The sequence below is a fragment of the Paenibacillus sp. DMB5 genome, assembly GCF_001517085.1.
Lineage (GTDB): Bacteria > Bacillota > Bacilli > Paenibacillales > Paenibacillaceae > Paenibacillus_AQ.
This window is the reverse complement of record NZ_LRAC01000174.1, coordinates 15,833-41,833: the sequence shown is the minus strand read 5'-3', so window position 1 is coordinate 41,833 and position 26,001 is coordinate 15,833. Positions and strand designations below refer to the sequence as shown.

General features: G+C 52.0%; 31 protein-coding genes and 1 pseudogene. 31 read left to right on the top strand and 1 reads right to left on the bottom strand.

Features of this window, described 5'->3' with window-relative positions:
• Positions 1-80: 80 nt before the first annotated feature.
• The gene (locus AWJ19_RS33280) at positions 81-1,013 is read right to left on the bottom strand and encodes a polysaccharide deacetylase family protein (protein WP_068730151.1); all 933 of its coding nucleotides are present in this window, start codon (positions 1,011-1,013) and stop codon (positions 81-83) included.
• 94 nt (positions 1,014-1,107) lie between these two features.
• Between AWJ19_RS33280 and AWJ19_RS33275 the strand changes: the two genes are divergently transcribed.
• From AWJ19_RS33275 to aroC, 31 genes and pseudogenes are all read left to right on the top strand, one after another.
• Positions 1,108-1,488 carry a hypothetical protein gene (locus tag AWJ19_RS33275; RefSeq protein WP_068729976.1) on the top strand — a complete coding sequence of 127 codons (381 nt, stop codon included), beginning with the start codon at positions 1,108-1,110 and terminating at the stop codon, positions 1,486-1,488.
• 227 nt (positions 1,489-1,715) lie between these two features.
• The gene (locus AWJ19_RS33270) at positions 1,716-2,330 is read left to right on the top strand and encodes a genetic competence negative regulator (protein WP_068729974.1); all 615 of its coding nucleotides are present in this window, start codon (positions 1,716-1,718) and stop codon (positions 2,328-2,330) included.
• An 81-nt stretch (positions 2,331-2,411) separates the two neighbouring features.
• Positions 2,412-3,107 (top strand): glutamic-type intramembrane protease PrsW, encoded by a 696-nt coding sequence (gene prsW, locus AWJ19_RS33265; RefSeq protein ID WP_068729972.1) that lies wholly within the window; start codon positions 2,412-2,414, stop codon positions 3,105-3,107.
• A gap of 336 nt (positions 3,108-3,443) precedes the next feature.
• Positions 3,444-4,808: a germination protein YpeB gene (gene ypeB / locus AWJ19_RS33260; RefSeq protein WP_068729970.1), complete on the top strand. Its 1,365-nt coding sequence runs from the start codon at positions 3,444-3,446 to the stop codon at positions 4,806-4,808.
• Between the two features lie 156 nt (positions 4,809-4,964).
• Positions 4,965-5,618 carry a flagellar brake domain-containing protein gene (locus AWJ19_RS33255; RefSeq protein ID WP_198536688.1) on the top strand — a complete coding sequence of 218 codons (654 nt, stop codon included), beginning with the start codon at positions 4,965-4,967 and terminating at the stop codon, positions 5,616-5,618.
• A 186-nt stretch (positions 5,619-5,804) separates the two neighbouring features.
• Complete coding sequence (cmk, locus tag AWJ19_RS33250; RefSeq protein WP_068729968.1) at positions 5,805-6,515, top strand: (d)CMP kinase; 711 nt, start codon at positions 5,805-5,807, stop codon at positions 6,513-6,515.
• Positions 6,512-7,099: a lysophospholipid acyltransferase family protein gene (locus tag AWJ19_RS33245; RefSeq protein ID WP_068729966.1), complete on the top strand. Its 588-nt coding sequence runs from the start codon at positions 6,512-6,514 to the stop codon at positions 7,097-7,099. Before cmk ends, AWJ19_RS33245 begins: the two co-directional genes overlap by 4 nt.
• A gap of 168 nt (positions 7,100-7,267) precedes the next feature.
• Positions 7,268-8,581 (top strand): 30S ribosomal protein S1, encoded by a 1,314-nt coding sequence (gene rpsA / locus AWJ19_RS33240; protein ID WP_068729964.1) that lies wholly within the window; start codon positions 7,268-7,270, stop codon positions 8,579-8,581.
• A gap of 200 nt (positions 8,582-8,781) precedes the next feature.
• Positions 8,782-10,107 (top strand): ribosome biogenesis GTPase Der, encoded by a 1,326-nt coding sequence (gene der, locus AWJ19_RS33235; RefSeq protein ID WP_068729962.1) that lies wholly within the window; start codon positions 8,782-8,784, stop codon positions 10,105-10,107.
• A gap of 12 nt (positions 10,108-10,119) precedes the next feature.
• Complete coding sequence (locus tag AWJ19_RS33230; RefSeq protein WP_241781977.1) at positions 10,120-10,527, top strand: glycerol-3-phosphate acyltransferase; 408 nt, start codon at positions 10,120-10,122, stop codon at positions 10,525-10,527.
• Complete coding sequence (locus AWJ19_RS37140; RefSeq protein ID WP_241781976.1) at positions 10,410-10,736, top strand: glycerol-3-phosphate acyltransferase; 327 nt, start codon at positions 10,410-10,412, stop codon at positions 10,734-10,736. The genes AWJ19_RS33230 and AWJ19_RS37140 overlap by 118 nt, the downstream gene beginning before the upstream one ends.
• Entirely contained in the window at positions 10,729-11,769 is a 1,041-nt protein-coding gene (locus AWJ19_RS33225; protein ID WP_068729959.1) for an NAD(P)H-dependent glycerol-3-phosphate dehydrogenase, read from the top strand. The genes AWJ19_RS37140 and AWJ19_RS33225 overlap by 8 nt, the downstream gene beginning before the upstream one ends.
• A gap of 67 nt (positions 11,770-11,836) precedes the next feature.
• The gene (locus AWJ19_RS33220; protein ID WP_068729957.1) at positions 11,837-12,112 is read left to right on the top strand and encodes a stage VI sporulation protein F; all 276 of its coding nucleotides are present in this window, start codon (positions 11,837-11,839) and stop codon (positions 12,110-12,112) included.
• A 161-nt stretch (positions 12,113-12,273) separates the two neighbouring features.
• Positions 12,274-12,453 (top strand): DUF2768 family protein, encoded by a 180-nt coding sequence (locus tag AWJ19_RS33215; RefSeq protein WP_068729955.1) that lies wholly within the window; start codon positions 12,274-12,276, stop codon positions 12,451-12,453.
• A gap of 90 nt (positions 12,454-12,543) precedes the next feature.
• A complete protein-coding gene (locus tag AWJ19_RS33210; protein WP_128083754.1) occupies positions 12,544-13,167 on the top strand; it encodes a hypothetical protein in 624 nt (207 codons plus the stop codon).
• Positions 13,164-13,532 (top strand): 2Fe-2S iron-sulfur cluster-binding protein, encoded by a 369-nt coding sequence (locus AWJ19_RS33205; protein ID WP_068729953.1) that lies wholly within the window; start codon positions 13,164-13,166, stop codon positions 13,530-13,532. Before AWJ19_RS33210 ends, AWJ19_RS33205 begins: the two co-directional genes overlap by 4 nt.
• Before the next feature lie 82 nt (positions 13,533-13,614).
• Entirely contained in the window at positions 13,615-14,367 is a 753-nt protein-coding gene (locus tag AWJ19_RS33200) for a hypothetical protein (protein WP_068729951.1), read from the top strand.
• Positions 14,368-14,782: 415 nt separating this feature from the next.
• On the top strand, positions 14,783-16,261 hold the full coding sequence (gene spoIVA, locus AWJ19_RS33195) for a stage IV sporulation protein A (protein WP_068729949.1): 1,479 nt from the start codon (positions 14,783-14,785) through the stop codon (positions 16,259-16,261).
• Between the two features lie 312 nt (positions 16,262-16,573).
• Positions 16,574-16,846 carry an HU family DNA-binding protein gene (locus AWJ19_RS33190; RefSeq protein ID WP_042178229.1) on the top strand — a complete coding sequence of 91 codons (273 nt, stop codon included), beginning with the start codon at positions 16,574-16,576 and terminating at the stop codon, positions 16,844-16,846.
• A 163-nt stretch (positions 16,847-17,009) separates the two neighbouring features.
• Positions 17,010-17,258, top strand: a complete 249-nt coding sequence (mtrB, locus tag AWJ19_RS33185; protein ID WP_068729947.1) for a trp RNA-binding attenuation protein MtrB — start codon at positions 17,010-17,012, stop codon at positions 17,256-17,258.
• Between the two features lie 107 nt (positions 17,259-17,365).
• A complete protein-coding gene (locus AWJ19_RS33180; protein ID WP_082708246.1) occupies positions 17,366-17,839 on the top strand; it encodes a hypothetical protein in 474 nt (157 codons plus the stop codon).
• A gap of 172 nt (positions 17,840-18,011) precedes the next feature.
• A complete protein-coding gene (locus AWJ19_RS33175; protein ID WP_068729945.1) occupies positions 18,012-18,881 on the top strand; it encodes a heptaprenyl diphosphate synthase component 1 in 870 nt (289 codons plus the stop codon).
• Between the two features lie 3 nt (positions 18,882-18,884).
• The gene (locus AWJ19_RS33170; protein WP_068729943.1) at positions 18,885-19,637 is read left to right on the top strand and encodes a demethylmenaquinone methyltransferase; all 753 of its coding nucleotides are present in this window, start codon (positions 18,885-18,887) and stop codon (positions 19,635-19,637) included.
• Entirely contained in the window at positions 19,630-20,502 is an 873-nt protein-coding gene (locus tag AWJ19_RS33165; protein ID WP_068729941.1) for a UbiA-like polyprenyltransferase, read from the top strand. Before AWJ19_RS33170 ends, AWJ19_RS33165 begins: the two co-directional genes overlap by 8 nt.
• A complete protein-coding gene (locus AWJ19_RS33160; RefSeq protein WP_068729939.1) occupies positions 20,499-21,107 on the top strand; it encodes a flavin prenyltransferase UbiX in 609 nt (202 codons plus the stop codon). Before AWJ19_RS33165 ends, AWJ19_RS33160 begins: the two co-directional genes overlap by 4 nt.
• A complete protein-coding gene (locus AWJ19_RS33155) occupies positions 21,104-21,964 on the top strand; it encodes a menaquinone biosynthesis protein (protein ID WP_068729937.1) in 861 nt (286 codons plus the stop codon). The genes AWJ19_RS33160 and AWJ19_RS33155 overlap by 4 nt, the downstream gene beginning before the upstream one ends.
• The gene (locus AWJ19_RS33150) at positions 21,961-22,929 is read left to right on the top strand and encodes a polyprenyl synthetase family protein (protein WP_068730147.1); all 969 of its coding nucleotides are present in this window, start codon (positions 21,961-21,963) and stop codon (positions 22,927-22,929) included. Before AWJ19_RS33155 ends, AWJ19_RS33150 begins: the two co-directional genes overlap by 4 nt.
• Positions 22,930-23,017: 88 nt before the next feature.
• On the top strand, positions 23,018-23,461 hold the full coding sequence (gene ndk / locus AWJ19_RS33145; protein WP_068729935.1) for a nucleoside-diphosphate kinase: 444 nt from the start codon (positions 23,018-23,020) through the stop codon (positions 23,459-23,461).
• 26 nt (positions 23,462-23,487) lie between these two features.
• A complete protein-coding gene (locus AWJ19_RS33140; RefSeq protein ID WP_068730145.1) occupies positions 23,488-24,291 on the top strand; it encodes a protein-glutamate O-methyltransferase CheR in 804 nt (267 codons plus the stop codon).
• Between the two features lie 110 nt (positions 24,292-24,401).
• Positions 24,402-24,563, top strand: coding sequence for a hypothetical protein (locus AWJ19_RS36085; RefSeq protein ID WP_167360800.1), 162 nt, complete (start codon positions 24,402-24,404; stop codon positions 24,561-24,563).
• A gap of 268 nt (positions 24,564-24,831) precedes the next feature.
• Positions 24,832-26,000 (top strand): annotated as a pseudogene (gene aroC / locus AWJ19_RS33135) (chorismate synthase).
• Position 26,001 lies beyond the last annotated feature (1 nt).

The following is a 26,001-nucleotide window of genomic DNA, read 5'->3' as shown; positions in this document are numbered from 1 at the left end:
ATTATTGTAAACGCAAAAAAGGGGCCCCCGGCAATAGTGCCTGGGGTCCCTTTTTTTGGAATCGGGTAAGTGCTTTGTGCTTAGCGCTGCTTGAGCTCGATGCTGCGCGGATCAACAAAGCTGTAGCCTTTGCCTTCAAGCGTAGTCAGAAGTGTGTCGAGCGCCTGGGTTGTCCAGGGGAGCTCGTGCATAAGGATATTGCTGCCGGAATGCAGCTGATCCGTAACGTTTTTGACCAGTGTTTCGGTCTTTGCCGCATCCTTCTCCTTCATCTCCCAGTCGAGTGATCCGACAGACCAGGTCATGTACAGCATTCCGTTCTCGGCGGCTACCTGCTTGCCGACATCTCCGCCGGCACCATGCGGCGGACGGAAGAAAGCCGGAGCTTCTCCGGTTATTTCCTTGACGATGGTCTGGACATCCCCGATCTGCTTTTTCACTTCTGCGTAACTTTTATCCTTCAGCACGATATGATCCCAGCTGTGATTACCGATAATACCTCCGCGTTCATGCAGCAGCTTCAGCAGCTCGGGATGCTCTTTTACCCTATAGCCGTTAACAAAAAAGATCGCCTTGGCCTGATGCTTGTCCAGTGTATCCATGAGGGCATTGATCATCTCCGCTTCCTTAGGGCCGTCATCAAACGTAAGCAGGACTACCTTTTTGTCCGTACCTTCCTCATTGGGGACAATATCGTAATTTTTGTTCATATGGTACAGCAGCGGAATTTCGGCAGCCGCCGGCTCACTGCTTGGGGAAGTGGCTGTACTGGTTCCCGGAGCAGCTGAAGCTGCCGGGGCTATGGTTGCTTCCGTGCCATTACCTGGTGCCGGACTGGAGGATGCGCTTGGAGCTATGGTGCCTGCGGCATCTTCCGGCGGTGCGGCTGAGACTTCTGCAGTTGCAGCCGGAGCTGTCGCAGTACTGCCCTGTGCAAGGTCTTCGTTGTTGTTGCCGCTGCAGGCCGACAGCAAAAGGGTTGCCAGCAGCAGGGCTGAGATTGCTTTACCCACTTTTTTCATCTCGCTTTCTTGTTGTTTGGCTGTATGAGCGGGAATCTTTCCGCGAACACTAAGCATGATTTTACCATACAAGGAGGTTAGAGATATGAATACTTCGTCATTTCTGTGCGGAGTTGTGCTTGGAGCAGCCGCAAGTATGATTATGTCCAGAAAACGCAGCGCCATGATGTCCTCGCTCATGCAGTCCGGCGGCCAGCTTCAGGGTGCAGGGGAAAAAGCGCGTGACAAAATTGTGGGCATGGCGTTGACCGGGTTCGGCAGCACGGCTGCTGACGGCTCACATGACAAAGCAGACAAAACGGAACACAAGACTTCTTCTCAGGCCGGACACAAAGACGATACATCGCTGAAGTCGAGGGAGTCCAACCTGAACATGCTGAAGGATTTCATCCGTACAAATCCCGATGTAAAACATGAAGTGGAGCAGATTCTGAAGGACACGCATACAGTCATACCCGGTTTGTAACCGCAAGGCAGCAGTACAGAATCATTTTGGGGATGATTCCATCCGCAGAATGATTCTTTTTTTGTTCAAAATGGGGGCATAGTGGTAATGAATGATTAAATATATTTATTTACGTGCATTTAGTGCGCCAAAATGATAACATACTTACATAGTAACCATTTTTGGCTCATTACTCGGGACTCATCATACATTAATATTAAATGAGCTTGCAAAAGGAGGATCCTGTCATGAGAATAGAGCGATTAGGTCAAGATAAGATACGGATTTTCCTCACTTTTGACGACCTGAGCGAGCGGGGCATCCAGAAGGAAGATATGTGGCAGGAAGTTCCCAAGGTGCATGACCTTTTTACGGAAATGATGGACCAGGCGTACAGTGAGCTTGGCTTTGACGCTACCGGTCCGCTTGCCGTTGAAGTGTTCGCATTGCCCGCGCAAGGTATGGTCGTTATTGTGACCCGGGGAAAATATGATCACCATCAATACGGTGGAGCCGGGGAAGAAGAAATGCCTGAAGAGATTTACGAAATGGAAGTTACATTAGAACAAAGCGACTCCATTGTGTATGCATTCCGCGATTTTGAGATTCTGGTCGAAGCGGCTCATGTACTCATCGGCAATATTACTTCCCAGGGAAAACTGTATTCTTATAATGATAAATGGTACCTCTACTTCGATCCGAAGGAATATGAAGAATCTGTGCTCACGGGACTGGTTGCCGTATTGTCCGAGTTCGGTGATTCATCCCCGGTGACAGAAGCTGTGCTGGACGAATATGGAAAGACAGTAATGGCTGAGAACGCTATTGAGCTGTTGTGCACACATTTTAAACGCCAGGAATAAGAGGAGAGCGGGCCTTGGCATCAGCCGGGCCCCTTTTGTAAAAAGTTTTACGGTAGAGAAAGTTTCGGGGGAGGAAGTTTGGTGCTCTTGTTATCGGTCATTACGTCGGCAGTTGCACCAGGACTTGCGCTGCTGACTTTTTTCTATCTGAAAGACAAGTACGACCAGGAACCGCTCCATATGGTCATAAAGGTATTTTTGCTGGGACTGCTGATTGTTTTCCCGGTCATGATTATTCAGCGGGGCATGGTGCTCGGGCTTGGAGGCGGAGCGTATGTGGATTCTTTTCTGATATCTGCCGGAGTCGAAGAGTGCCTGAAGTGGTTTGTGCTGTACCATATGATTTACAATCATACCGAATTTGACGAGCCTTATGATGGAATACTATATGCTGTAGCGATTTCGCTCGGCTTTGCAACAATTGAGAATGTAATGTATGCCTGGTACAGCCATGCTACGCTCGGCTCCATGTTTATCAGGGCACTGCTTCCGGTCTCGGGTCATGCGATGTTCGGAGTCATTATGGGCTATCATATGGGCCGGGCTAAGTTCACCAAGGGAAAGAAGCCAAGAGGGATACTGCTGGTGTCCTTACTGCTGCCCTGGCTATGGCACGGAATATACGATTTTATCCTCGCCACTATGTCCAACTACTGGATCTGGTTCATTGTGCCTTTGATGGCCGTATTGTGGTATGGAGGCATGGGGAAGGTGGCGCTGGCCAACAGCCGTTCACCGTTCCGTTTTCTGAAGCGTGAGGAAGAGGTTAACCTTTAAAAGAGATGGACACACTTAAATCTACAGGAAAGTTCCGTATTAAGGGATTCCAGAGAGGAGAGAGGTGTCTTTTTTTGCGTGTAAAAGTACGGATTGTATGCAGACAGTGTGGCGAATCTTACATATTGAGAGGCAGCAAAGAGCAGGGGATCGTCCAGACCGGTTTCAAGCAATGCCTGTGCAGCAGCAGCAGCGGCTTTGATATTGAAGAGCGTACCTGACCCGGGCGCTGCTCTGGAAGTAATCTCTTTTTTTGCTTACTGCATCGGTGCATAACTCTTCTCAGTTATTGTCAAACTAACGGCAATAAGCTACTGAAAGGAGTCTTGCAGCCCAATGTACAAAAGATTAAGTGCCATAATGTTCCCGCTTACCGCGCTGCTGCTGGTTGGAGCGCTGGTCTGGGGGTATCAGGAGAACCAGGAGAAAAACTCGATTCTGATTAAAGCGGAGAACCAGTACCAGCGTGCTTTTCATGATTTGTCCTATCACGTGGAACGTCTTCATGGTGAGCTCGGGAATACCCTTGCCGTGAATTCTGCATCTAACGGGATGCACCGCAAAGGCCTGGTTAATGTATGGCGGCTGACCAGTGAAGCGCAGAATGAAATCAACCAGCTGCCGCTTACACTGCTGCCGTTCAGTGAAACCGAGGAGTTCCTGTCCAAAATCTCCAATTTTTCCTATAAGGCTGCCGTACGTGATTTTACCAAGGAGCCGTTAACCGAAGGGGAAATGGCGAATCTGATGGCACTCTACAAAAACTCCGGTGAGATCTCTAAGGATCTTCAGGAGGTGCAGGAGAAGGTTATCGGTAAAAAGCTGCGGTGGATGGATGTGGAAACTGCGCTGGCTACCGAGGAGAAAGCCGAGGACAACACGATTATCGACGGGTTCAAGACTGTGGATAAGCGGGTCGCGGCATACCCTGAGCTGGATTGGGGGCCATCTGTTGCGAGTATCTATGATAAACGGTCTGTGAAAAAGATCGGCGGCAAGCCGGTCACTGCCGAGGATATCAGAGCCAAGGCGGTGAAACTCGCCGGAGCCGGAGCTAACGCAAAGGTGGACATCCGAGAAAACGGGAAGGATACTGAATGGGCTTCGTATACTGCAACGGTGACCAGCCAGGATCACCAGCAGCCGGTCACCATGAATTTCACCAAAGAAGGCGGGTTGCTGGTAAGCTACAACGACAACCGTGAGGTTGGGGAGGCGAGGGTCTCACTGGAGCAGGCGGCGGTTAAAGGAGCGGAATTCCTTGAGAAAAAAGGATTTCCCGGCATGACGGCGGTCAGCGCGGACCGGTATGATAATCTGGGAAATCTGACCTTTGTAAGCAGCCAGGACGGGGTGCTCATTTATCCGGAAAAAATCACAGTCCGTACCGGGCTGGATACAGGGGAGCCTACAGGCTTTCAGGCCAGCGATTATGCGAAGGAGCATCAAGAGAAGAGGGATATTCCCAAACCGGGCTTATCCCTCGAACAGGCCAGGACGCATCTTAATCCGGAATTCAAGGAGCTGTATCACCGGCTGGCCTGGATTGAGAATGAGGATGCAACCGAACTGCTGACCTATGAGTTCGGAGGCAAAATCAACGGTTCACAGTACCGGATTTACCTCAATGCCGCTGACGGAAATGAAGAAGCGGTGGAGGAGGTAAGAACCTCCTCAGGGGCCCAGGATAAACAAAGCTAATATAATCTGAAGGAGGAGGCTTCCGCCGGGAGCGCTCCTCTTTTTTTGCGGTTACAAATTTGGCCGGGTTCTCAGCAACTTTTACTAACCCGGTGTCAAAAGGCCATGCTATAATCGGTAATGTGATTAATTACTAACTCTGTGGCGGTGACCGGATTGTATCCCAAAATTAATGAACATCTTTACATACAGGTAGCTTCGAGCGATGCGGCTGAGGCTGAGATTGAATACAGGTCCAGGATTGCGGACATCGAGGATGATGCGATTCTGATTGAAATTCCCATGCAGATCGGCAAAGCCCGGCTTAAAAAACTGTTTATGGGAGATGAGCTTTCCGTTTATTTTCTGACTGAGGGCGGGATCAAAAACTATTTCAATACCCATGTAATCGGCTTTAAAGAGGATGTGATCCGGATGATCAGAATCCGCAAGCCGGAAGCAGAACATATCTTCAAAATCCAGCGCCGCAGCTTCCTGCGGGTTACCGCAGAGCTTGAACTGGCCGTCAAGGACGCGCTTGGCAGCCGGATTCTTGTCCGTACCGATGATGTCGGCGGAGGGGGGACTTCTTTTCTCAGCGACGGCAAGGTCAAATTTGCAGTTGCGGACAAGCTTAACTGCTGGATGCTGCTGCCTTACCGGAACGGCAGTATTGAGCATGCCTATTTTGAAGGAGAGATTGTGCGGATGAAGCAGCTGGACAACAAACGTAATCTCGTCATGCTGAAGTTCTCGTCGATTTCCGATGCTGAGCGGCAAAAAATTATCCGCTTTTGCTTCGAACGGCAGTTCGATTTCCGCAACCGCTGACCATTTTTTCGTATAATTTTACACGTTTAGCCCCTTATGCGGTTTTGCACTGTGTTCCAAACTGTGGTATAATTTTATAAGTCGCAGGCAATGCCTGCTTTTTTCTTGATAAGATCAGCAGGTTCCTCGGGAATTTGCAGCCAGCCGGATTCTCGGCTGAAAGAGTGTTTGAGGAGGAATGCCCCGTTGGACAGGCAGGGTACACATACTTACGACAGAATTAACGTCGCCATCGACGGACCTGCCGGGGCAGGCAAGAGCACTGTTGCCCGATTGGTAGCACGCAAGCTTTCTTACATTTATGTTGATACGGGTGCCATGTACCGTGCAATTACCTGGTATATGCTCCGTGAAGGCATTCCGCCTGAAGATGAGCACCAAGTAAACCGGATTGTCCGGGATATGATCATTGAGCTCATTCCGGAGGAAGATGTACAGAAGGTGCTGATCAATGGGGAAGACGTAACCCCGCACATCCGCAGTCTGCAGGTCAGCGGCCAGGTGTCGCAGTACTCTAAGCTTGAAGAGGTACGTGACAGGCTTAGTCATCTGCAGCGTCAGATGGCGCTCCGCAAGGGAGTGGTCATGGACGGCCGCGACATTGGTACGACCGTACTGCCGGATGCCGAAGTGAAGATTTTCATGACGGCAAGCGTGGAGGAGCGGGCTCTCCGGCGTTACAAAGAGCTGAAGGACACGGAAACAGTGACTCTAGAGCAGCTTGAACACGATATTGCAGCACGTGACCGTCTTGATGAAGGGCGGGAAATATCACCGCTGCGCCGTGCGGAGGATGCTATTCTTCTGGACACGACCTTTATGGATATCAATCAAGCCGTGGAAGCCATTGTCTCCCACTGCAGATCTCATGTTGACGGGGAGAGAAATCATTCATGATTTATGTAATTTGCCGTGGATTGCTTCGCTTGATTTATGCCATACTGTTCCCGCTAAAAATTGTGGGAAGAGAAAATGTGCCAAAGGAGGGCGGGGTACTGCTCTGCGCGAACCACATCAGCCTGCTCGATCCGATGACGATCGGGATCAAGCTGAAACGTCAGGTCAAGTATATGGCCAAGGCCGAACTATTCGCAGTTCCCGTACTGGGCTGGCTTATCGGGAAGCTTGGCGCTTTTCCTGTCAAACGTGGCGGCGTAAGCAAAGAATCCATTAAAACGGCTCTTAATACGCTTCGCGGCGGACATGTGATGGGCATCTTTCCGGAAGGAACGCGCAACTCTGATACCGGTGTGGCGAAGAAGGGCGCAGCAAGCTTTGCGCTCCGCAGCGGGGCAGCAGTTGTACCGGCCGCTATCATCGGTTCCTACAAACCGTTCCGCCGGATGACCGTTATTTACGGGGAGCCCATTGATCTGAGCGCTTTTGACGGAGCGGGCAGTGATTCTCTGGAAGAAGTCACCGATGTTATAATGGGACGGATTCATGAGATGATCCGGACCGGCAAGCCTAGCGCGAGGTAGGTCCGTGAATTTAAGGTGTTTACAGTTACTGAGGAATAACGGCATAACCGCTATTTTTTGGAACATACTATCGTAATACTGTAAATGTTATACAAGTAGTGATTGTTTTGAACCCTGCTCTTACGCGGGTTTAAATAAATGGGGTTTTGAATCGAGGAGGGTAATCACATGTCTGAAGAAATTAAAAATCAGGAAGCTGCGGCTAATGTTGAGAACAACGAAGCCGTGGAAGCGACAGAAGCTGTGGAAACCGCTGCACCTGTTGCCAGCAACGAAGAAGAAGTGACTAGCCAAGAAGGTTTGGAAATCATTTCTGTGAAAAAAGGCGATACCGTGAAAGGAACAATCGTCAAAATCGAAGATAACCAAGCTTATGTAAGCATTGGATATAAATACGACGGTGTGATTCCGATTCGCGAACTTTCTTCCGTACAGCTGGACAACGCTGCAGCAGCAGTTGAAGTTGGACAGGAAGTGGAATGCAAAGTAGTAAGCGTCAACGACAATAAGGAAAGCCTTGTGCTCTCCAAACGTGCCATTGACAGCGAAAAATCCTGGGAAGATCTTGAGAAGTACTTTGCTTCCCAAGAAGCCTTCGAAGTTACAGTGGCTGACGTTGTTAAAGGCGGTCTCGTAGCTGATGTCGGCGCACGCGGATTTATCCCGGCTTCCATGGTTGAACGCCACTTCGTAGAAGATTTCAGCGACTACAAGGGCCGTACCCTCCGCGTAAAAGTGAAGGAACTGGACCGTGAGAACAGCAAGGTTATTCTTTCCGCGAAGGAAGTGCTGGAAGAAGAATTCGAAGCTAACAAACAGAAGATCATGTCCGAACTGACTGAAGGACAGATCATCGAAGGTACAGTGCAACGTCTGACCCAGTTCGGCGCATTTGTTGATGTGGGCGGCGTTGACGGTCTGGTTCACGTATCCGAGATCGCTTGGAACCACGTTGAGAAGCCGTCCGATGTTGTATCCGAAGGCGACAAAGTTACTGTTAAAGTACTTAAAGTTGATCCGGAAAAAGGCAAAATCAGCCTTAGTATCAAAGCTGCTGCTCCAGGTCCTTGGGATTCCGCTGCAGGCAAAATCAATATTGGTGATGTAGTAACAGGCGAAGTTAAGCGCCTTGTTAACTTCGGCGCATTTGTTGAGCTGCTTCCAGGCGTAGAAGGCCTTGTGCACATCTCACAAATTTCCCACAAGCACATCGGCACTCCGCACGAAGTGCTCAAGGAAGGACAAGAGGTTCAGGTTAAGGTTCTGGACTTCAATCCATCCGAGAAGCGCGTCAGCCTCAGCATCAAGGAAACCGAAGAAGCTCCGGCTCCTACGGCTAAACCTGAACGCAGAGAGAGACAGGACAGAGCTCCAAAAGAAGTTCTGAACAATCCTAACGTTTCGCTCAGCAACGAAGGTCTCAGCTTCACACTGGCTGAGCGTTTCGGCGACAAGCTGGACAAATTCAAGGGCAATAACTAATCCCTTAAATTAAGCTTTGCACAGCAGTATAAGAATGCTGCATAAGGTGACTTATGTGCTCTTATATGTGGTGTCATACCGGGTAAAGTAATCGGCGAGCCCTCATCCTGAGGGTTCGCCGATTGTGTTTGTATGGAGTTAGCCAATTGTAATGTTTTTTGCTATGATGAGAAACGTAAGGAAGACAGGAGGAATGGAATATGGCAAGACCCGTTGTGGCCATTGTAGGCCGGCCTAACGTCGGAAAGTCGACGATTTTTAACCGGCTGATAGGTGATAAACTGGCCATTGTAGAAGATAAACCGGGAATTACCCGGGACCGGATTTACGGTATTTCTGATTGGAACGGCAAATCCTTCAGTGTCATTGATACCGGAGGGATTGAAGTGGACGGTGAGGATTTCATCCTGAGATCGATCCGCGTCCAGGCGGAGCTGGCTATCGAGGAAGCGGATGTCATTATTTTCATGTGTGAGGCCAAAAGCGGCCTGACAAATGCGGATGAAGAGGTAGCGCAGATTCTGTTCCGGTCCGGCAAGCCGATCGTACTTGCGATCAATAAAGTGGATAACATGAAGCGTGCAGAAGATATCTATGAATTTTATAGTCTGGGTATCGGCGATCCGATCGGTATTTCCGGCAGCCACGGTACAGGTGTCGGCGATTTGCTGGATGCGGTTGTGGAGAAGCTTCCTGATAAGGTTGATGAAGAATACGACGATGATGTCATCCGTGTTGCGCTGATCGGACGGCCTAACGTAGGCAAGTCCTCGCTGGTCAACGCCATTCTGGGTGAAGAACGTGTTATTGTCAGTGATGTAGCCGGAACTACACGCGATGCGATAGATACTCCTTTTGAACGGGATGGCCAGAAGTATGTCCTGATTGATACAGCGGGTATGCGCAAGCGCGGAAAGGTTTACGAGAGCACTGAGAAATACAGCGTTATGCGCGCCATGCGGGCTATAGAGCGGGCTGATGTTGTTCTGGTTGTTATTAACGGCCAGGAAGGCATCATCGACCAGGATAAGCATATTGCCGGTTATGCCCATGATGCAGGCAAAGCCTCTATCTTTGTCGTAAACAAGTGGGACGTCGTGGAAAAGGACGACAAGACCATGCAGCATTTTGAAAATACAATCCGTGATCACTTCCTGTTCATGACCTATGCTCCGGTTGTATTCCTGTCGGCATTAACAAAACAGCGCCTGCAGAAGCTCCTGCCGGTAGTACAGCATGTTGCGCAGCAGCATGCCCTGCGGATTACAACCCACCTGGTTAACGATGTTGTATCCGATGCCGTGGCCATTAACCCGCCGCCTACCGATAAAGGACGCCGTCTGCGCATTAACTACGTAACCCAGGTTGCCGTGAAGCCGCCGACGATTGTGGTGTTTGTAAATGACCCGTCGCTGATGCACTTCTCCTACGAGCGTTATCTGGAGAACAAGATCCGCGCAGCGTTCAATTTTGAAGGCACACCGATCCGCCTCTTTACGCGGCGTAAATCTGATAACGAAAGTTAGGGGAGAAGAGTAGTGGCGTTTGAACTTCTGGTTATCGTAGTAAGCTATTTGCTTGGCTCTGTCAGCTTCAGCGTATTGCTTGCCCGGCTGCTTAAAGGGATTGATATCCGCCAATATGGCAGCGGTAACGCCGGGGCGACAAATACGCTGCGAGTGCTTGGAAAAGGACCGGCGATTCTGGTGCTGATTCTGGACGTGCTGAAGGGCATTGCCGCTGTCTGGCTGGGGACATGGGCCGGCGGCTGGGGAAGCTGGGTCGCGGTCGCTGCGGAATTGCAGCCATTATCGGTCACAACTGGCCGGTGTATTTCCATTTCCGCGGGGGCAAGGGGGTTGCTACGGCGATCGGCGTCATGGCGACACTGTTCTTCTGGCCTGCGCTGGCAGCGGGCGTTATTGCCATTGTGTCTATTGTCTTGACCCGTTATGTATCACTCGGCTCCCTTATTTTTGTGGCGCTGACTCCGGTATTTCTGCTGTTTGCTGAATTTACGGCACCGGAGCTTTGGGGCAGTCTGATTATCGCAGTCTTTGCCTTCTGGCGGCACCGCAGCAATATCGTGAAGCTGACACAGGGAAGAGAGAACAAAATCGGCTCCAAGACCAAGGAGGGGAATCGTGTTGTCTGATAAAGTAACCGTGCTGGTCGCAGGCAGCTGGGGAACTGCGCTGGCCTCTGTGCTGGCGGCTAACCACAAGGAAGTTTATCTATGGACACGGAGGCCCGAACAAGCTGCCGAGATCAACGAACACCATACAAACGAGCACTTTCTGCCGGGTATACGACTGCCTGAGAATATCATTGCCACTACGGATATGGAACAGGCTGTTTCCGGCTCCAAAGCAGTGGTGATTGTCTCGCCTTCCTCCGGCATGCGCCAGGTGGCGCGCAGCCTAAGGGCTTTCTGGAAGGATGATATGCTCTGCATCCATGCGACCAAAGGCTTCGAGACGGAAACCATGAAACGGATGTCCACGGTTATTTCCGAGGAGCTGGGCTGTAAGGAGGGAGAGATAGTTGTCCTCTCCGGGCCGAGCCATGCTGAAGAGGTCGTCCGCCTCTGTCCGACAACCGTGGTGGTTGCTTCTGCAGATGAAGCACGTGCAGTTACTGCACAGGGACTATTCATCAATAACGATTTCCGCGTATATACCAACCGCGATCAGCTCGGTGTCGAGCTGGCTGGAGCGCTGAAGAATATCATCGCTCTCGGTGCAGGACTGTCTGATGGTCTGGGCTTCGGTGACAATGCCAAGGCTGCGCTGCTTACCCGCGGACTTGCTGAGATTGCCCGGGTAGGGGTCGAGCTTGGCGCCAATCCGCTGACCTTTTCCGGACTGGCCGGACTCGGCGACCTTGTTGTTACGGCAACAAGCCAGCACAGCCGTAATTGGCGTGCCGGGTCGATGCTGGGACAGGGCAAGCCGCTGGCCGAAGTACTGGATTCCATGGGGATGGTTGTGGAAGGGATTCGTACAACGGAAGCTGCGTATGCGATTTCTGTCCGTTTAGGCGTGCAGATGCCGATTACCGACCAGATCTACCACGTTCTGTTTAAAGGCAGAACCCCGCGTAGTGCAGTGGAGGCCCTGATGGGCCGTGACCGCAAAACTGAAATGGAAGCTATCTCACAGGAAACCTGGGAGCAGTGGCATTCCTGAGTACTGTTCACCTTTTGCCGGATATTCTCATATGTTGTAGTGGGGATTGACGGAGGAGGGAAGAAGAGTGAACAAAGATTTTTCCAAGGATGCCCTGAATGCCATCAACAAAAAGACGGGGAAGAACATCACACCAGGCGCAATCAAAAAGCTCGCGAGCACGGTGAAGCCGGGAACCACGCAGAATGAAGCCCAGCTCCGCCAGTTGATAAAGCAGGTGTCAGCGATGGCTAAAGTGCCGGTCACTGAGGCTACTGTGCAGGAGATCGTAAATGCTGTCAAAAAAGGCGGTACGAATTCCGGCACAATGGAGTCTTTAATGAAAATGCTGATGAAAAAATAGCTCGCCTCTTTGGGTCACTCAAGGAGCAAAGAAGCCGGTATCTAGCAGATTCCGGTTTTTTTGCTCTTTTTTGCTGCAGATTACACTTTATTGGTTTCGCGGCCTATGGTTCATGCTATAATATTTGCAATTCAATATAACTGGCAGGAGGCAGAGTAATTATGGACCCTATGACTAAGATGTGGTTGTCGCTGATAGCGATACTGATTATGGGCGTATCCGTATTTCTGATCACATTTGCCCGCAGCAGGACAAAGGGTCTGCTCAGAGCGGTATTATCGGTCATTGCTTTTGTCATCATGCTGATCGGTCTGCTCAGCGGAGCGGCATCAATTATGTAAGCATTTACAAACAGGCTCAGTCAGATGTATTTCTGGATTATCGTTTACGATTTCTCAGGAATGGGGCGTGCACTGATGGCAGGGACGGGAATGTCATACATACTGGAGACAGCATTAAAAAAGGTTGCAGAAGCACTGGATTTAAGCTGGATGGAGAAGCCGCCGGTCTGGCTGCTGGGAGGGAGCTGTGGTCTGATGCTGCATAATGTTTCATTAAGCAGACCGCCTGCCGATATTGATCTGTACGCTGATCTGGAGGATGCAGCACCGCTTCACGAGGCACTCAGCTGCTATTCGGCGGACAACGGGCCCGTGGAAGATTACAGCGGCAATTGCTACTCAAGACGCAGCCGTTATATAGTGGGGGAAATGAAGGTGGAGCTGGTCTGCGGATTCCGGATCGGCAATCCGCCCTTTGGATACACCGTGGATTTACATTCGCTGCTAGGTCATGCTCCTGTCAGCGGGATCTGCGGCAGCAGTCTGATCCGGCTGATGCCGCTGGCACATGAGCTGCTATACAATATGCTGCGCGGGAGAACCGAACGCTGCCGGAATATTGCCGGCAGGATGCTTAGCAGCCTGCAGCAGCATGCTTCGCTGCTTGAGCAGCTGGTTGAGCAGAACGGGCTCGCCCCCGTCTGCCGGGCAGAGCTTAACAGACTGCTGGGGCAGCCGCCGGAAACAGAATTCAGGAAGGAAACTGCACGATGAAATCGCAAAGAGGAATTACGGTTACTTTTCAGCCGGATGAACGCAGGTCTGTAGTCAAGCAAGGTACGACACTGCTGGAGGCAGCACGCAAAGCCGGCGTTGTACTGCCGACACGCTGCGGCGGCAAGGCAGCCTGCCTGATGTGCAAGGTAACAATCGGCCCGGAAAGCACGGATGCGGTACGGCCTCCGGATGAGGCAGAGAGACGCAAGCTGGGCAGCCTGCTGGAGCAGGGCGTACGGCTGTCCTGCCAGACTGCTGTACAGCAGGATCTCAGTGTTACTGTACCTGAGGATCCGCTCAAGGCCGCAGTGCGGCGCCGGCTGGAAGCTGCACGGCGCGGTGAAATGGACGAGCTGTGGTAGGACACAACTGTTAACGGTGATTAGATTATGCACTAAATATACGAGTCATCACACCTATTGAGCTGGCGGGGAGGCGATGGATATGGATAATAACATGGGGCTGGGCAGTATAGGTTCCTCTATCCTGAAGCTGGCGCGGCCGCTGCTGCTGCTGTGTGTCCTGGCAGGCTGCATGTATCCCGAAGAACAGCAGGAGCCTGGAGGCGGCAGCAGAGAGAGTGTCCGGCGCGTACAGGCAGCTGTGGAGGAGTATCAGCAGAGGGAAGGGCTGCTGCCGATTCTGAACAGTGATGCGGACACACCGCGTTATGAGAAATTTGTGGTTGATCTGGAGAAGCTGCACTCGCAGGGGGATTTGGATGAAATCCCACAGGCTGCATTTGAGCAGGGAGGGAATGCTTATTTTCTGATTCTCGATGAGGAGACGGCACCTGTTGTAAAGCTGATGGATCTGGTTACCGTGCAGAAGGTAAATGATGTCCAGCGCCAGGTCAACCGCTACAAGTCTGCTCACGGCGGAAGTCTTCCGGCAGGTGAGGAGTATTATCCGGGAGTCTACGCTGTCGATCACAGGCTGGCAGGGACGTCAGCGGTCACACTAAACAGCGTGTATTCGGGCGAGCCGCTGGAATTCATCATGGACGTGGAGGGCAAGGTGTATGTGGATTACTCGGCCGATATAATGACTGTAATCGGGCAGGCCGGAAACGCTCCGGAGGCAGATCAGGACCTGCGGACTGCGCTTGAGGCAGCTTCCTACTATGTGCCCGTGAAATCCCTCCCCTATCTGTGGATCGGCGGCAAGCCGGTTCCGCAGCCACCGCGTACTCCATAGTAATGCTCGCAAGGCCCCCTTAACCAAGGGGGCTTTCCATTTTTTAAGGGGCTGAGAAAGCTTCAGAGAGGTTCTATCCGCCATTTTACGTTCATATGCTGGATGAGAAGGTTTCCGGGCATCGTGACGCCCTTTCTGTGCGCAATTGCTGCCGCGTGTGAAATTCCTGCATAAAATGCGCAGCTGCGGGTCATAAATCCGTTCCGGATACATATGATGATACTAGTCCAAATGCATGTCCGAGCATTCGGAGTTTAGCGCGGGGCAAGAATGTTCCGCTTAGGCAGGCTAGGCTCCCTGGCGGGCAATGCCAAAGTCCGGTGGATGTCCTGCAAGGGTCCGTTTACCGGCGGAACGCGAAGTCGATGCTCTTCAGGCATTTTTTCTTCGGAGTAATATGAGGAGGGGATCTCTTTTGGAAAAAGTGGATATTTTCAAGGACATTGCCGAGCGTACCGGCGGAGACATTTATCTTGGCGTCGTCGGCGCGGTTCGCACGGGAAAATCGACATTCATCAAGCGCTTCATGGAGACGATTGTTCTGCCGAACATTACGAGCGAAGCAGACCGGGTAAGAGCTGTGGATGAACTGCCTCAGAGCGCAGCCGGCAAAACAATCATGACAACCGAGCCGAAATTTGTACCGAACAACGCGGTGCAGATCAAGGTTGCGGAAGGCCTTGAAGTAAATGTAAGGCTGGTCGACTGTGTAGGCTACGCTGTTGAGGGAGCCAAGGGCTATGAGGATGAAAACGGGCCGCGCATGATTTCCACCCCGTGGTTTGAGGAACCGATTCCTTTCCAGGAAGCGGCGGAAATCGGCACACGCAAGGTCATTCAGGAGCATTCCACACTGGGTGTAGTCGTGACCACGGACGGCACAATCGCCGAAATCCCGCGGCACTCGTACATTGACTCGGAAGAGCGTGTAATCGCAGAGCTGAAGGAGGTCGGCAAGCCGTTTGTGCTTGTGATCAACTCCACCCGTCCGCGCAGTGAAGAGGCCCAGCAGCTCCGCGGTGAGCTGGCTGCCAAATATGATATTCCGGTAATGACGCTCAGCGCCGCCAATATGTCGGAGGATGATGTGACCGGTGTGCTGCGGGAAGTACTCTATGAGTTCCCGGTCCATGAGGTCAACGTCAATCTTCCGAGCTGGGTAATGGTGCTTGGCGAGAACCACTGGCTGCGCAGCGCCTATGAAAACTCTGTCCGTGATACGGTAAAAGACATCCGCCGCCTTCGGGATGTGGACCGTCTGGTAGCCCAGTTTACTGAATATGACTTTATCGACCGTGCAGGCCTCAGCGGCATGAATATGGGCCAGGGCGTGGCGGAAATTGACCTTTATGCACCGGAAGAGCTGTATGATCAGGTGCTCATGGAAGTGGTTGGCGTGGAGATCCGCGGCAAGGATCATCTTCTGCAGCTGATGCAGGATTTCTCACATGCCAAACGTGAATATGACCGCTTCTCAGAGGCACTGGAGATGGTCAAAACGACCGGATACGGCATCGCCGCCCCTTCGCTGGCTGAAATGGCCCTTGATGAGCCGGAGCTGATCCGCCAGGGCTCACGCTTCGGGGTCCGGCTGAAAGCGACAGCGCCGTCCATTCATATGATCCGTGTCGATGTGGAGTCGGAGTTCTCACCGATCATCGGTACCGAGAAGCAGAGCGAAGAGCTGGTGCGCTACCTGATGCAGGACTTCGAGAACGACCCGATCAAAATATGGGAATCCGACATTTTCGGCCGCTCGCTGCATTCCATTGTCCGTGAAGGCATTCAGGGCAAGATCGCCATGATGCCGGACAATGCCCGCTACAAGCTGCAGGAAACGCTTGGACGGATCATCAACGAGGGCTCTGGCGGACTGATTGCCATCATTTTATAAAGCAGCCGGGCTGGTAAGACAGCCGGCAGTAAAGAGAGCGGAGACATTCCGCTCTCTTTTTTGTACTCTCGTAGAAGAATCTAACATTATTAGCCTATCATTTCAGTGTAACGGGCCTATTGAAATGCTACTTTCTGCTCCTTTTTTGAGTAACGCCTTGAAATTATGGGTGGGCTGTATTACTATAAGTTTGTTGCGCTTCTAGGAAGAGAGGCGCCCGTATCTAGTAATTAACGGGATTATCACGTATATTTTGCGTTGAAACGGAAACAGTGTATGATACCGGAAATTTACTCAGGGAGGTGAGAAGACATGAATAAATCAGATTTGATCAACGTGGTTACAGAAGCAACTGAACTTCCCAAGAAGGATGCTACTAAAGCGGTAGACGCCGTTTTCGAAGCAATCACTAATGCTCTGCAGAGCGGTGACAAAGTGCAGCTGGTTGGCTTCGGAAACTTTGAAGTGCGCGAACGTTCCGCACGCAAAGGCCGCAACCCGCAGACTGGTGAAGAAATCGAAATTCCTTCCAGCAAAGTACCTGCTTTCAAACCAGGTAAAGCGCTCAAAGACGGAATCAAATAGAGATTTCTACATATCGATCCTATATTCTTTCCGAGTCATAACGATGCCGCCTTTTAGGCGGCATTTGTTTTTCCAAAGTCTAAACCAAGCACATGCTTCCAACGTCAGCTTTGTATAAAGCTGTTCATGAAGCAGGCTCACAACATTTTTAGGGGGATCAACCATGACTGAGAAGAACAACGGCGTAAGTCCGGCACCTGCAGGCAGCGAGTACATTGTGGTCAAAGCCAAGGAGAACGGCGTTCAGGTCATCGGACTTACCCGGGGGCATGATACTCGCTTTCACCACACCGAAAAGCTCGACAAGGGCGAGGTGCTCATCGCCCAGTTCACCGATCATACCTCAGCGATGAAAATCCGCGGCAAGGCAGAAATCTGGAGCAAGCACGGACAACTGGAAAGTGAAAGCTGAAAAGCAGGCATAGCCTGCTTTTTTTCAAAATATAACTAGATATAGGCAAGCCGGCATGTTCGTATATTGTCACGGCCTGGCGGAAACGATGGATAAGGGGGCAGGCTATGAACCGGGGCTGGCTGATCGGAATGGTGTTGCTGATGACCGCTGCCTCTGCTGTAATTCTGCCGCAGATGGCTACCCTTGAAGCTGTCCTGCCGCAGCATGCGGTGGAGACGCTTGGCGGGGATGGAACCATACTTGCAGACGAGAATATCGTAGATACGCTAAGCAGCCTGCCCTTCAGTCTGGAGATCGGAAGCGCCGGCTGGAAAAACGGGGTTTTATCGCTTGATCTCAAGGTAACCGGTAATGATCACGAGCCGGAGGAGCTGTACCGGAACATGGCACTGGCGGTTTCTTTTGCATTCCGGGAGACGGACAACGTAAATCAGCTGCTGCTGCGGATTGTTGCCGAGGATAAATGGCTGGACAGCCGCCGTCTGCTGCTTGCGGGGGATATCCGCCGCACGGAATGGTCACTCCGCTTCAGGAGCTGCTGCAGAATACTGGCAACCGCCCTTTGCCGGATGTTCTGAAGGAGGGCTTCCGTATTAGTGAAAGTGAGCTGTGGCGCAAGCAGTTCATTTATCCCTGATGTGGGTAAAAGAAACTAGAACGTGCCATGTGCGTGACAAAAAAACATGTGATATAATAGACAAGATTGTGAACAAAGATATTGTAATAACGTCAATGGCTTCGGAGGCTGAAATGAAACCGTACCGCATACCGCAATTAGCTAAACCATACACCGACTACGACATGATTCAGCGGCATACGGAACTGCCGCCTTTTTCAGATGGTCGCAGTCATTTGTTATATATTTTTCTGAGTTACGGAAATGCGGGTGAAGACCGCAGTAAGGAGCTGTATACGCTGGTTACAGGTCTGGTTCAGCTTGCTCTCGACACGCATGAGAGCATTGAGCACGTGAGTGATGACCCGGGCGGGGATGTCATGCGTTCCCGGCAGCTCAAGGTGCTGGCCGGCGACTATTTCAGCAGCTGGTTCTACCATCTGCTGGCCAAGAGCGGCCAAATCGGAATGGTGGGCAGCCTTAGCTCGGCCATCGCCGATTTTAACGTGATGAAAGCCCGGCTGTACAGCAAAATGAAGGAGCGGCTGCTCTCCTCAGAACAATACCTGCGGCATTCGGTACAGCTCAATATGCGGCTGTTCCTTTCTTTTACACCGCATATTGAAGAGAGCCTTGCCGGCCTGTGGGAGAAGCTGCTGGCCGAATTCAGCCACTCTGAAACCATATGCTCCGAGCTGCGGCGAGGCAATGATCCGGCGGCGGCACGGGATGGTTATTGCTACTGGAAGATACTCGAAAGTGCTGCCGAGGAAGAAACAACACTGCTCCGGGAGCAGCAGCTGGACCTGAAGGACTGGAAAAAGCTCAAAATGAAATATAAATGCGATACCCTGCTGACCGACAAGCTGCACCAGTCGATTCAGTCCATTCAAGGACTTCTACAGGGTATTAAGGACGAGCATCTGGTAAGTGGGCTTAACACTGCTCTGGACCGCTTCCTCCTGCAGATGAAAATTTCCGGACAAGCAGCCGTGGAGGGGTAAAGAATGACTATAGAGAAGACATCCGCTCTGGGAGAAACAAAGGCACAGCCGAAAGAGCAATTTGTACATTCAGTGTTTGAGAGCATTGCCGGTAAATATGATCTGATGAATGATATCCTGAGCTTCCGCCGCCACAAGGCCTGGCGCAAATTCACAATGCGCAAGATGGCGATGAAACGCGGGGATTCCGCAGTGGATTTGTGCTGCGGTACCTGTGACTGGAGCATCGCGCTGGCTGAAGCAAGCCAGACCGGCTCTGTAGTGGGCCTGGATTTCAGTGCAGGTATGCTGGAAGTGGGACGCGGCAAGGTTGAGGCACAGGGCCTTCAGGACCGTATTTCGCTAATACAGGGCAATGCGATGGACCTGCCGTTCGGGGACAATTCCTTTGACTACGCAACGATAGGCTTCGGGCTTCGCAATGTGCCTGATCTCGTTCAAGTGCTGAACGAAATGAAGCGTGTGGTGAAACCCGGGGGAATGGTCGTCTGCCTGGAGCTGTCCAAGCCGATGAAGCAGCCATTCAAGGGCATTTATTATTTTTATTTCGAAAAGGTTCTTCCGCTTCTCGGCAAATTGTTTGCCAAGCGGTACGAACAATACAAATGGCTACCCGAATCACTGGCCCTCTTCCCGGACAGAGAGCAGCTCGCGGTGATTTTCCGTGAAACCGGACTGACGAAAGTGGAATCCTTCCCCTTGACCGGAGGCATCGCAGCACTACATATTGGGTTCAAGGAGAACTGTAATGTTTAAAAAAGTCGGCGTTTTTCTGCAAATGATCAAGTTTGAGCACACTGTTTTTGCTTTGCCTTTCGCCTTTATGGGCGCACTGCTGGGATCGGTTGTCATGTTCGGCGAATTGCCGTCATGGCCGCAGATCGGCTGGATTGTCGTCGCCATGTTCGGTGCACGGAGTGCAGCCATGGGTCTGAACCGGCTGATTGACCGGATCAGTGATGCGAAGAATCCCCGGACAGCCGGGAGAGCCATCCCCGCCGGCCTGCTCAAGGTCGGAGAAGTATCGGTATTTATATTCATTTCCTTCTTCTTATTATTCTGGGCTGCATTCAAGCTGAATCCCCTGTCGGCCAAGCTTCTGCCGGTAGCCGTTTTTCTGCTTGTGTTCTACTCCTTCACCAAACGGTTTACCTGGGCCTGCCATCTCATTCTCGGGCTGACGATTGCACTCGCTCCGCTGGGCGGCTGGGTAGCGGTTACAGGGAATGTGGACTGGACGGCGATGATCTTTTATTTCACGATTGTTTTCTGGACAGCCGGCTTTGATATTATCTATTCCTGCCAGGATGTCGAATTTGATGAGCGGGAAGGCCTTTATTCAATCCCAGTCCGCTTTGGAGTTGCCCGTGCGCTGTTTATTGCCAAGGCGTTCCACATTTTAACCGGAATCGGATTCATTTCGCTGCTCTTTATGGCAGACCTGAGCTGGTGGTATGTGGCGGGCATGATTATTGCTTATATTATCCTGTTCTATGAGCATCATATCGTGTCGCCAAGCGATTTAAGCCGCCTTCAGACGGCTTTCTTCACAATGAACGGCGTGCTCAGCATCGTGGTATTTTCCTTCACTCTGATTGACCTGGTGGTGCAGTTCAGATGACCCGGCCGAAACCTAAACATTTCGTAGTTGGCATTACCGGGGCAAGCGGCGGGATTTACGGTGTTCGTCTGACAGAAACCCTGTTGTCGCTGGGATACACTGTCCATCTTGTGGTCAGCAATGCGGGCTGGCGGGTGTTCAAGGAGGAGCTGGGTTTTAACGTCACAGACCGGGAAGGCTTTTTGAACGGACAGTTCAGGGGCCATCCCGGTTCTCTGCTTTATCACCCGATTGCTGATATCGGCGCCTCCATAGCAAGCGGCTCCTTCCGGACGGAGGGGATGGTTATTATGCCTTGCTCCATGGGAACACTGTCTGCTGTAGCACATGGAAGCTCGGATAATCTGATGACACGGGCCGCTGATGTGATGCTGAAGGAAGGGCGCCCTCTGGTGCTGGTGCCGCGTGAAACCCCGCTGCATGCCATTCATCTTGAGAACATGCTGAAACTGTCCCGGCTAGGAGTGAAGCTTATTCCGGCGATGCCGGCATTCTACTTCGGTCCGAGCACTATGGATGACCTGGTGGACTTCATGGTCGGCAAGGTTCTCGACAGCTTCGGCATTGAACACAGCCTATTCCGCAGATGGGGGGAAGATGAATGAAGGACCAGCAGCATACGGTAATCGGTAAAATCAGCTACACCAACTCATGGCCGGTATTTCACAATTTTAACCCCTCTGCCCTGAAGCATCCGGCAGAGATGGTGAGTGAAGTACCTGCCATTCTTAATCAGGGGATGTCCAGAGGGACTATCCAAGTCGGGGCATTATCCTCCTTCGCCTATGCAGAAGCGAGCGACCGGCTGCTGCTGCTGCCGGATCTGTCGGTCAGTGCTGACGGGCCGGTCAAGTCGATTCTGCTGTTCTCCAGAGTTCCGGCAGAGCAAATAGGGAACGGCCGGATTGCCGTCACGAATACATCTGCCACCTCAGTGAATCTGCTGAAGATTTTGATGGAAAAAGCCATCGGCGGCAAACCGGAGTACATTACGGCTGAGCCTGACCTGGACAGCATGATGGATCAGGCGGACGCCTGCCTCCTGATTGGCGACCATGCGATCAAGGCGGCCTGGCAGGACCAGGGTTATGTGGTTACTGACCTTGGGCAGGTATGGAAGGACTGGACGGGACACAGCATGACCTTTGCCGTCTGGGCCGTTAACCGCGGAGCGGCAAAGGACAAGCCGGAGGCTATTGCCGAGATTGCCGCAGCTTTTGTGGACAGCAAACAGCGCGGTGTGCGCAATCGTGCACCAATTATCCGGGAAGCCTGTTCGCGTATTGGCGGCACTGCTGAATACTGGGACGGCTATTTCAGTAATTTATGTTATGATTTTGGGGAAAGGCAGCAGGAAGGTCTGAACCTCTATTTCCGCTATGCCTATGAGATGGGCCTGCTGCCGCAGGAAGTGAAGATGGAGTTATGGAGCCGCAATCTGCTGACACGGGTGAAAGAATGAAGCGAATGCAAATTTTCGGAATGCTGAGTAAGGACATGGACCAGATAGAAAAAGAGCTGTACCGCAGCGTACAGGGCGATGATGAACTGCTGGCGGAAACCTCGCTTCATCTGCTGAAGGCCGGCGGCAAACGGCTGCGCCCTGTCTTTGTACTGATGGGCGGCAAGTTCGGGCAATATGATCTCGAGAAGCTTAAGCGTGTGGCGATTCCGCTTGAACTGATACATAGCTCTTCGCTGGTTCACGACGATGTAATCGATGATGCCGAGCTGCGCCGCGGAGAGCTTACCGTCAAGGCCAAGTGGGGCGACAAGATCGCCATGTACACCGGTGATTACATTTATGCCAAGGCGCTGGTTATTGCTTCGGAGCTCCAGAATCCGCGGATTCACCAGATTCTGTCCAAGGCGATGGTGGAGATGTCGATCGGAGAAATGGAGCAGATCCGCGATTTCTTCAACAGCGGACAAAGTGTCCGCCATTATCTGCGGCGCATCCGCCGCAAAACAGCGCTCCTGATAGCGATCAGCTGTGAGCTTGGGGCATTGGCTGCCGACGCGGAGCCGGAGACGGCCCGCCTGCTCTATAATTACGGATACAATGTCGGGATGGCCTTCCAGATCCGGGATGATCTGCTGGATCTGTCTGGAACCGAGAAACAGATCGGCAAGCCTCCCGGCAGTGATATGCGGCAGGGAAATATTACGCTGCCGGTTATTTACAGTCTGGAAGACAGCCGGCTGCGTACACCGCTGCTGGACGAGCTTGCGCTGATCCGCAGCGGACAGGCCGGAGTCGGCCGTGCCATTGATCTGATTCTATCCGGTGACGGTATTCACCGGGCAGAGGAGCTGGCGTCACGTTATATCGACAAGGCGCTGGCCGCACTGGAGCAGCTTCCCGTCAACAAGACCAGACGCAATCTGCGCGATATTGCCTATTTTGTAACCGGACGGGCATATTAACTGCCGGAGAGCCGAATATTAAGCGTTCACAGATGGCATGCTTTCTGATAATATCAGAAAATAAAAAGCGAAATTGGAGAGTGGCTCTATGGAAAAGACGTATCTGATGATCAAACCGGATGGTGTTCAGCGCGGATTAATCGGACGTATTGTAGCCCGTCTGGAGGATAAGGGATTTAAGCTGGTTGCCGCCAAGCTGATTAAGGTTACGGAAGAACAGGCCAAGAAGCACTATGCAGAACACGAGGGTAAGGACTTTTTCCCGGAGCTTGTAGGCTTTATTACTTCCGGTCCTGTGTTCGCAATGGTGTGGGAAGGCGATGACGTGGTTGCTCTGTCCCGGCTGCTGATCGGCAAAACCAAAGTAGGCGAAGCATTGCCGGGAACGATCCGCGGTGATTTTGCCAGCCACACTCCGCTTAACCTGATTCACGGTTCGGATTCTCCGGAAAGCGCAGCACGCGAAATCGCCAATTTCTTCGCTCCTGATGAACTGGCTGACTACAATAAAGACATCGCGGTCTGGATGTAAATTTCGGTAGGAGGCAGGGATGAATGATGGCTGATCGTGAAGAGACAACAACAGCGCAAGACCCGGATTATACCGGCTTTATTCATAACGTCAAGCAAAGCACAGGAATAGACCTTGCCCAATACAAGGAAGCGCAGATGAAGCGCCGTCTGACAACACTGCGGATGAAGAACGGATATCATACCTTTACTGATTTTTTTGCCGCAATGATGAAGGATAAGGCTTTATTCTATGAATTTCTGGACCGGATGACGATCAATGTATCTGAATTCTGGCGCAACCCGAACCGCTGGGAGGTGCTGCGGGATGTTATTCTGCCCGAGCTCCAGCGCTCCGGCCGCCGGCTGAAGCTGTGGAGTGCCGCCTGTTCAACCGGGGAAGAGCCTTACACACTGGCTATGATCCTGTCGGACAAGAATCTGCTGACCCAGACCGGCATTCTTGCAACGGATATTGATGACGGGGCATTATCCAAAGCAAAGCAGGGCCTCTATCTGGAGCGTTCCCTGAAGGATGTGCCCAAGGATGTTGCAGCCCGCTATTTCACACCGGAGGGTCCAGTGTTCAAGGTTAGTGAAACGCTCAAGAAAAATATCGAATTCCGCAAGCAGAATCTGCTGCTCGACAAATTTGATGACGGTTTTGATCTGATAATCTGCCGCAATGTGATGATCTATTTCACAGAAGAGGCAAAGAACAAGCTGTATCACAAATTCTCGGCTAGCCTGCGTCCCGGCGGGTATCTGTTCGTAGGCAGCACAGAGCAGATTTTCACCCCGGCCCAATACGGGTTTGAATCGACGGAGACCTTCTTTTACCGTAAAAAATAACAGGTTGCGCACGCCAGAGGGTGTTCTGCCCGGAGCGGGTATACTTTATTCTCTTTTCAGTGATAATGAAAAGTAGGTACCGTATGCTATGCGAAAGGTCGTTAATCCACATGGACAAAAGCAAGGTCATTGCCGCGTACAGACGCGGGTTTCTGACCGTCCGCGAGTGCGGGCAAATTCTTGGCGTCGAAGAGCTGCAGCTGCAGAGCCTGCTCAGGCAGGAGGAAGGCAAGCAAAGCATTCCCGAGGCGCAGCAAAGGATCGGAAGCTAGACGTGGAAGCTCTGAACCGTGATGTGCCGCAGCGCCGCCTGAGCTCGAAAGAGCCGGGCGGCGCTGTTCTTTGAAATGAAAGCGCCCCCGCAAAGTACTTGAGTCAGCACCAATGCACAGGCTCCGCTTTGCGGGGGTATTTTGTATAAGGCTGCCGTCCGACCGAGCTTATCCTTTCTTGTCAAAGCGTGTAGGCTATACTATAATGAGGCAAGAGTTTTAATATTTTAGCGGTTTACAGTTTAAAAGTGTGAAAGGGGAACGCGTCATGAGTTTACGCTACTTAACAGCGGGGGAAACGCACGGCCCCCAGCTTACAGCCATTATCGAGGGATTGCCAAGCAATCTGACACTTGATTTCGAAGAGCTTAATTTTCAGCTGCACCGCAGACAGAAGGGCTACGGCCGCGGACGCCGGATGCAGATCGAGAAGGATACGGCCCAGATCGTCGGCGGAGTACGCCACGGGTATACAACAGGTGCCCCGGTAGCCCTTGTAGTGGAGAACAAGGACTGGACACACTGGAAGAATATTATGAATATTGAGCCGATTCCCGGCAGTGACGAGGAGAAGCGGCGCGTGAACCGTCCTCGTCCGGGGCATGCAGACCTAAACGGCGGACTCAAGTATAACCATACAGATCTGCGTAATGTGCTGGAGCGCTCCAGCGCCCGCGAGACGGCAGCAAGAGTAGCGGTAGGTGCTGTTGCCCGCCAGCTGCTGGCGGAGTTCGGTGTCAAGATTGCCGGACAGGTGATCCGGATCGGTGAGATTGAAGCGCCGGCAAACGATCTGCCTATTGATGAGCTCATTGCCAAGACGGAAGAATCTTCTGTAAGAGTTGTAGATAAAGAGACTGAGCTGAAGATGGAAGCGTACATAGACAAGATCAAGGAGGAAGGCGACTCCATCGGCGGAATTGTGGAATGTGTCGTGGAAGGCCTGCCTATCGGCCTCGGCAGCTATGTGCAGTATGACCGCAAGCTGGATGCGGCAATTGCCGGAGCGGTTATGTCGATCAACGCGTTCAAGGGCGTGGAAATCGGCATCGGCTTCGAAGCGGCGTTCTGCGCGGCTCGCAGGTGCATGATGAGATCATGTACGATCCGTCCCGCGGATACTACCGGGCCAGCAACCGGCTGGGCGGCTTTGAAGGCGGCATGACCAACGGAATGCCTGTTGTCGTGCGCGGCGTAATGAAGCCGATTCCGACGCTGTACAAACCGCTGCAAAGCGTGGACATCGACACCAAGGAGCCGTTCACGGCTCAGGTAGAGCGTTCAGATGCATGTGCGGTTCCAGCGGCCTGTGTCGTGCTGGAGAATGTTGTAGCCTGGGAGCTTGCCAAAGCCTTCCTCGACAAGTTCGGCGGGGATTCGCTTGAGGAGATCAGAGCCAACTACAACAATTACCTGGCCCAGCTGGAGAGCTACTGAT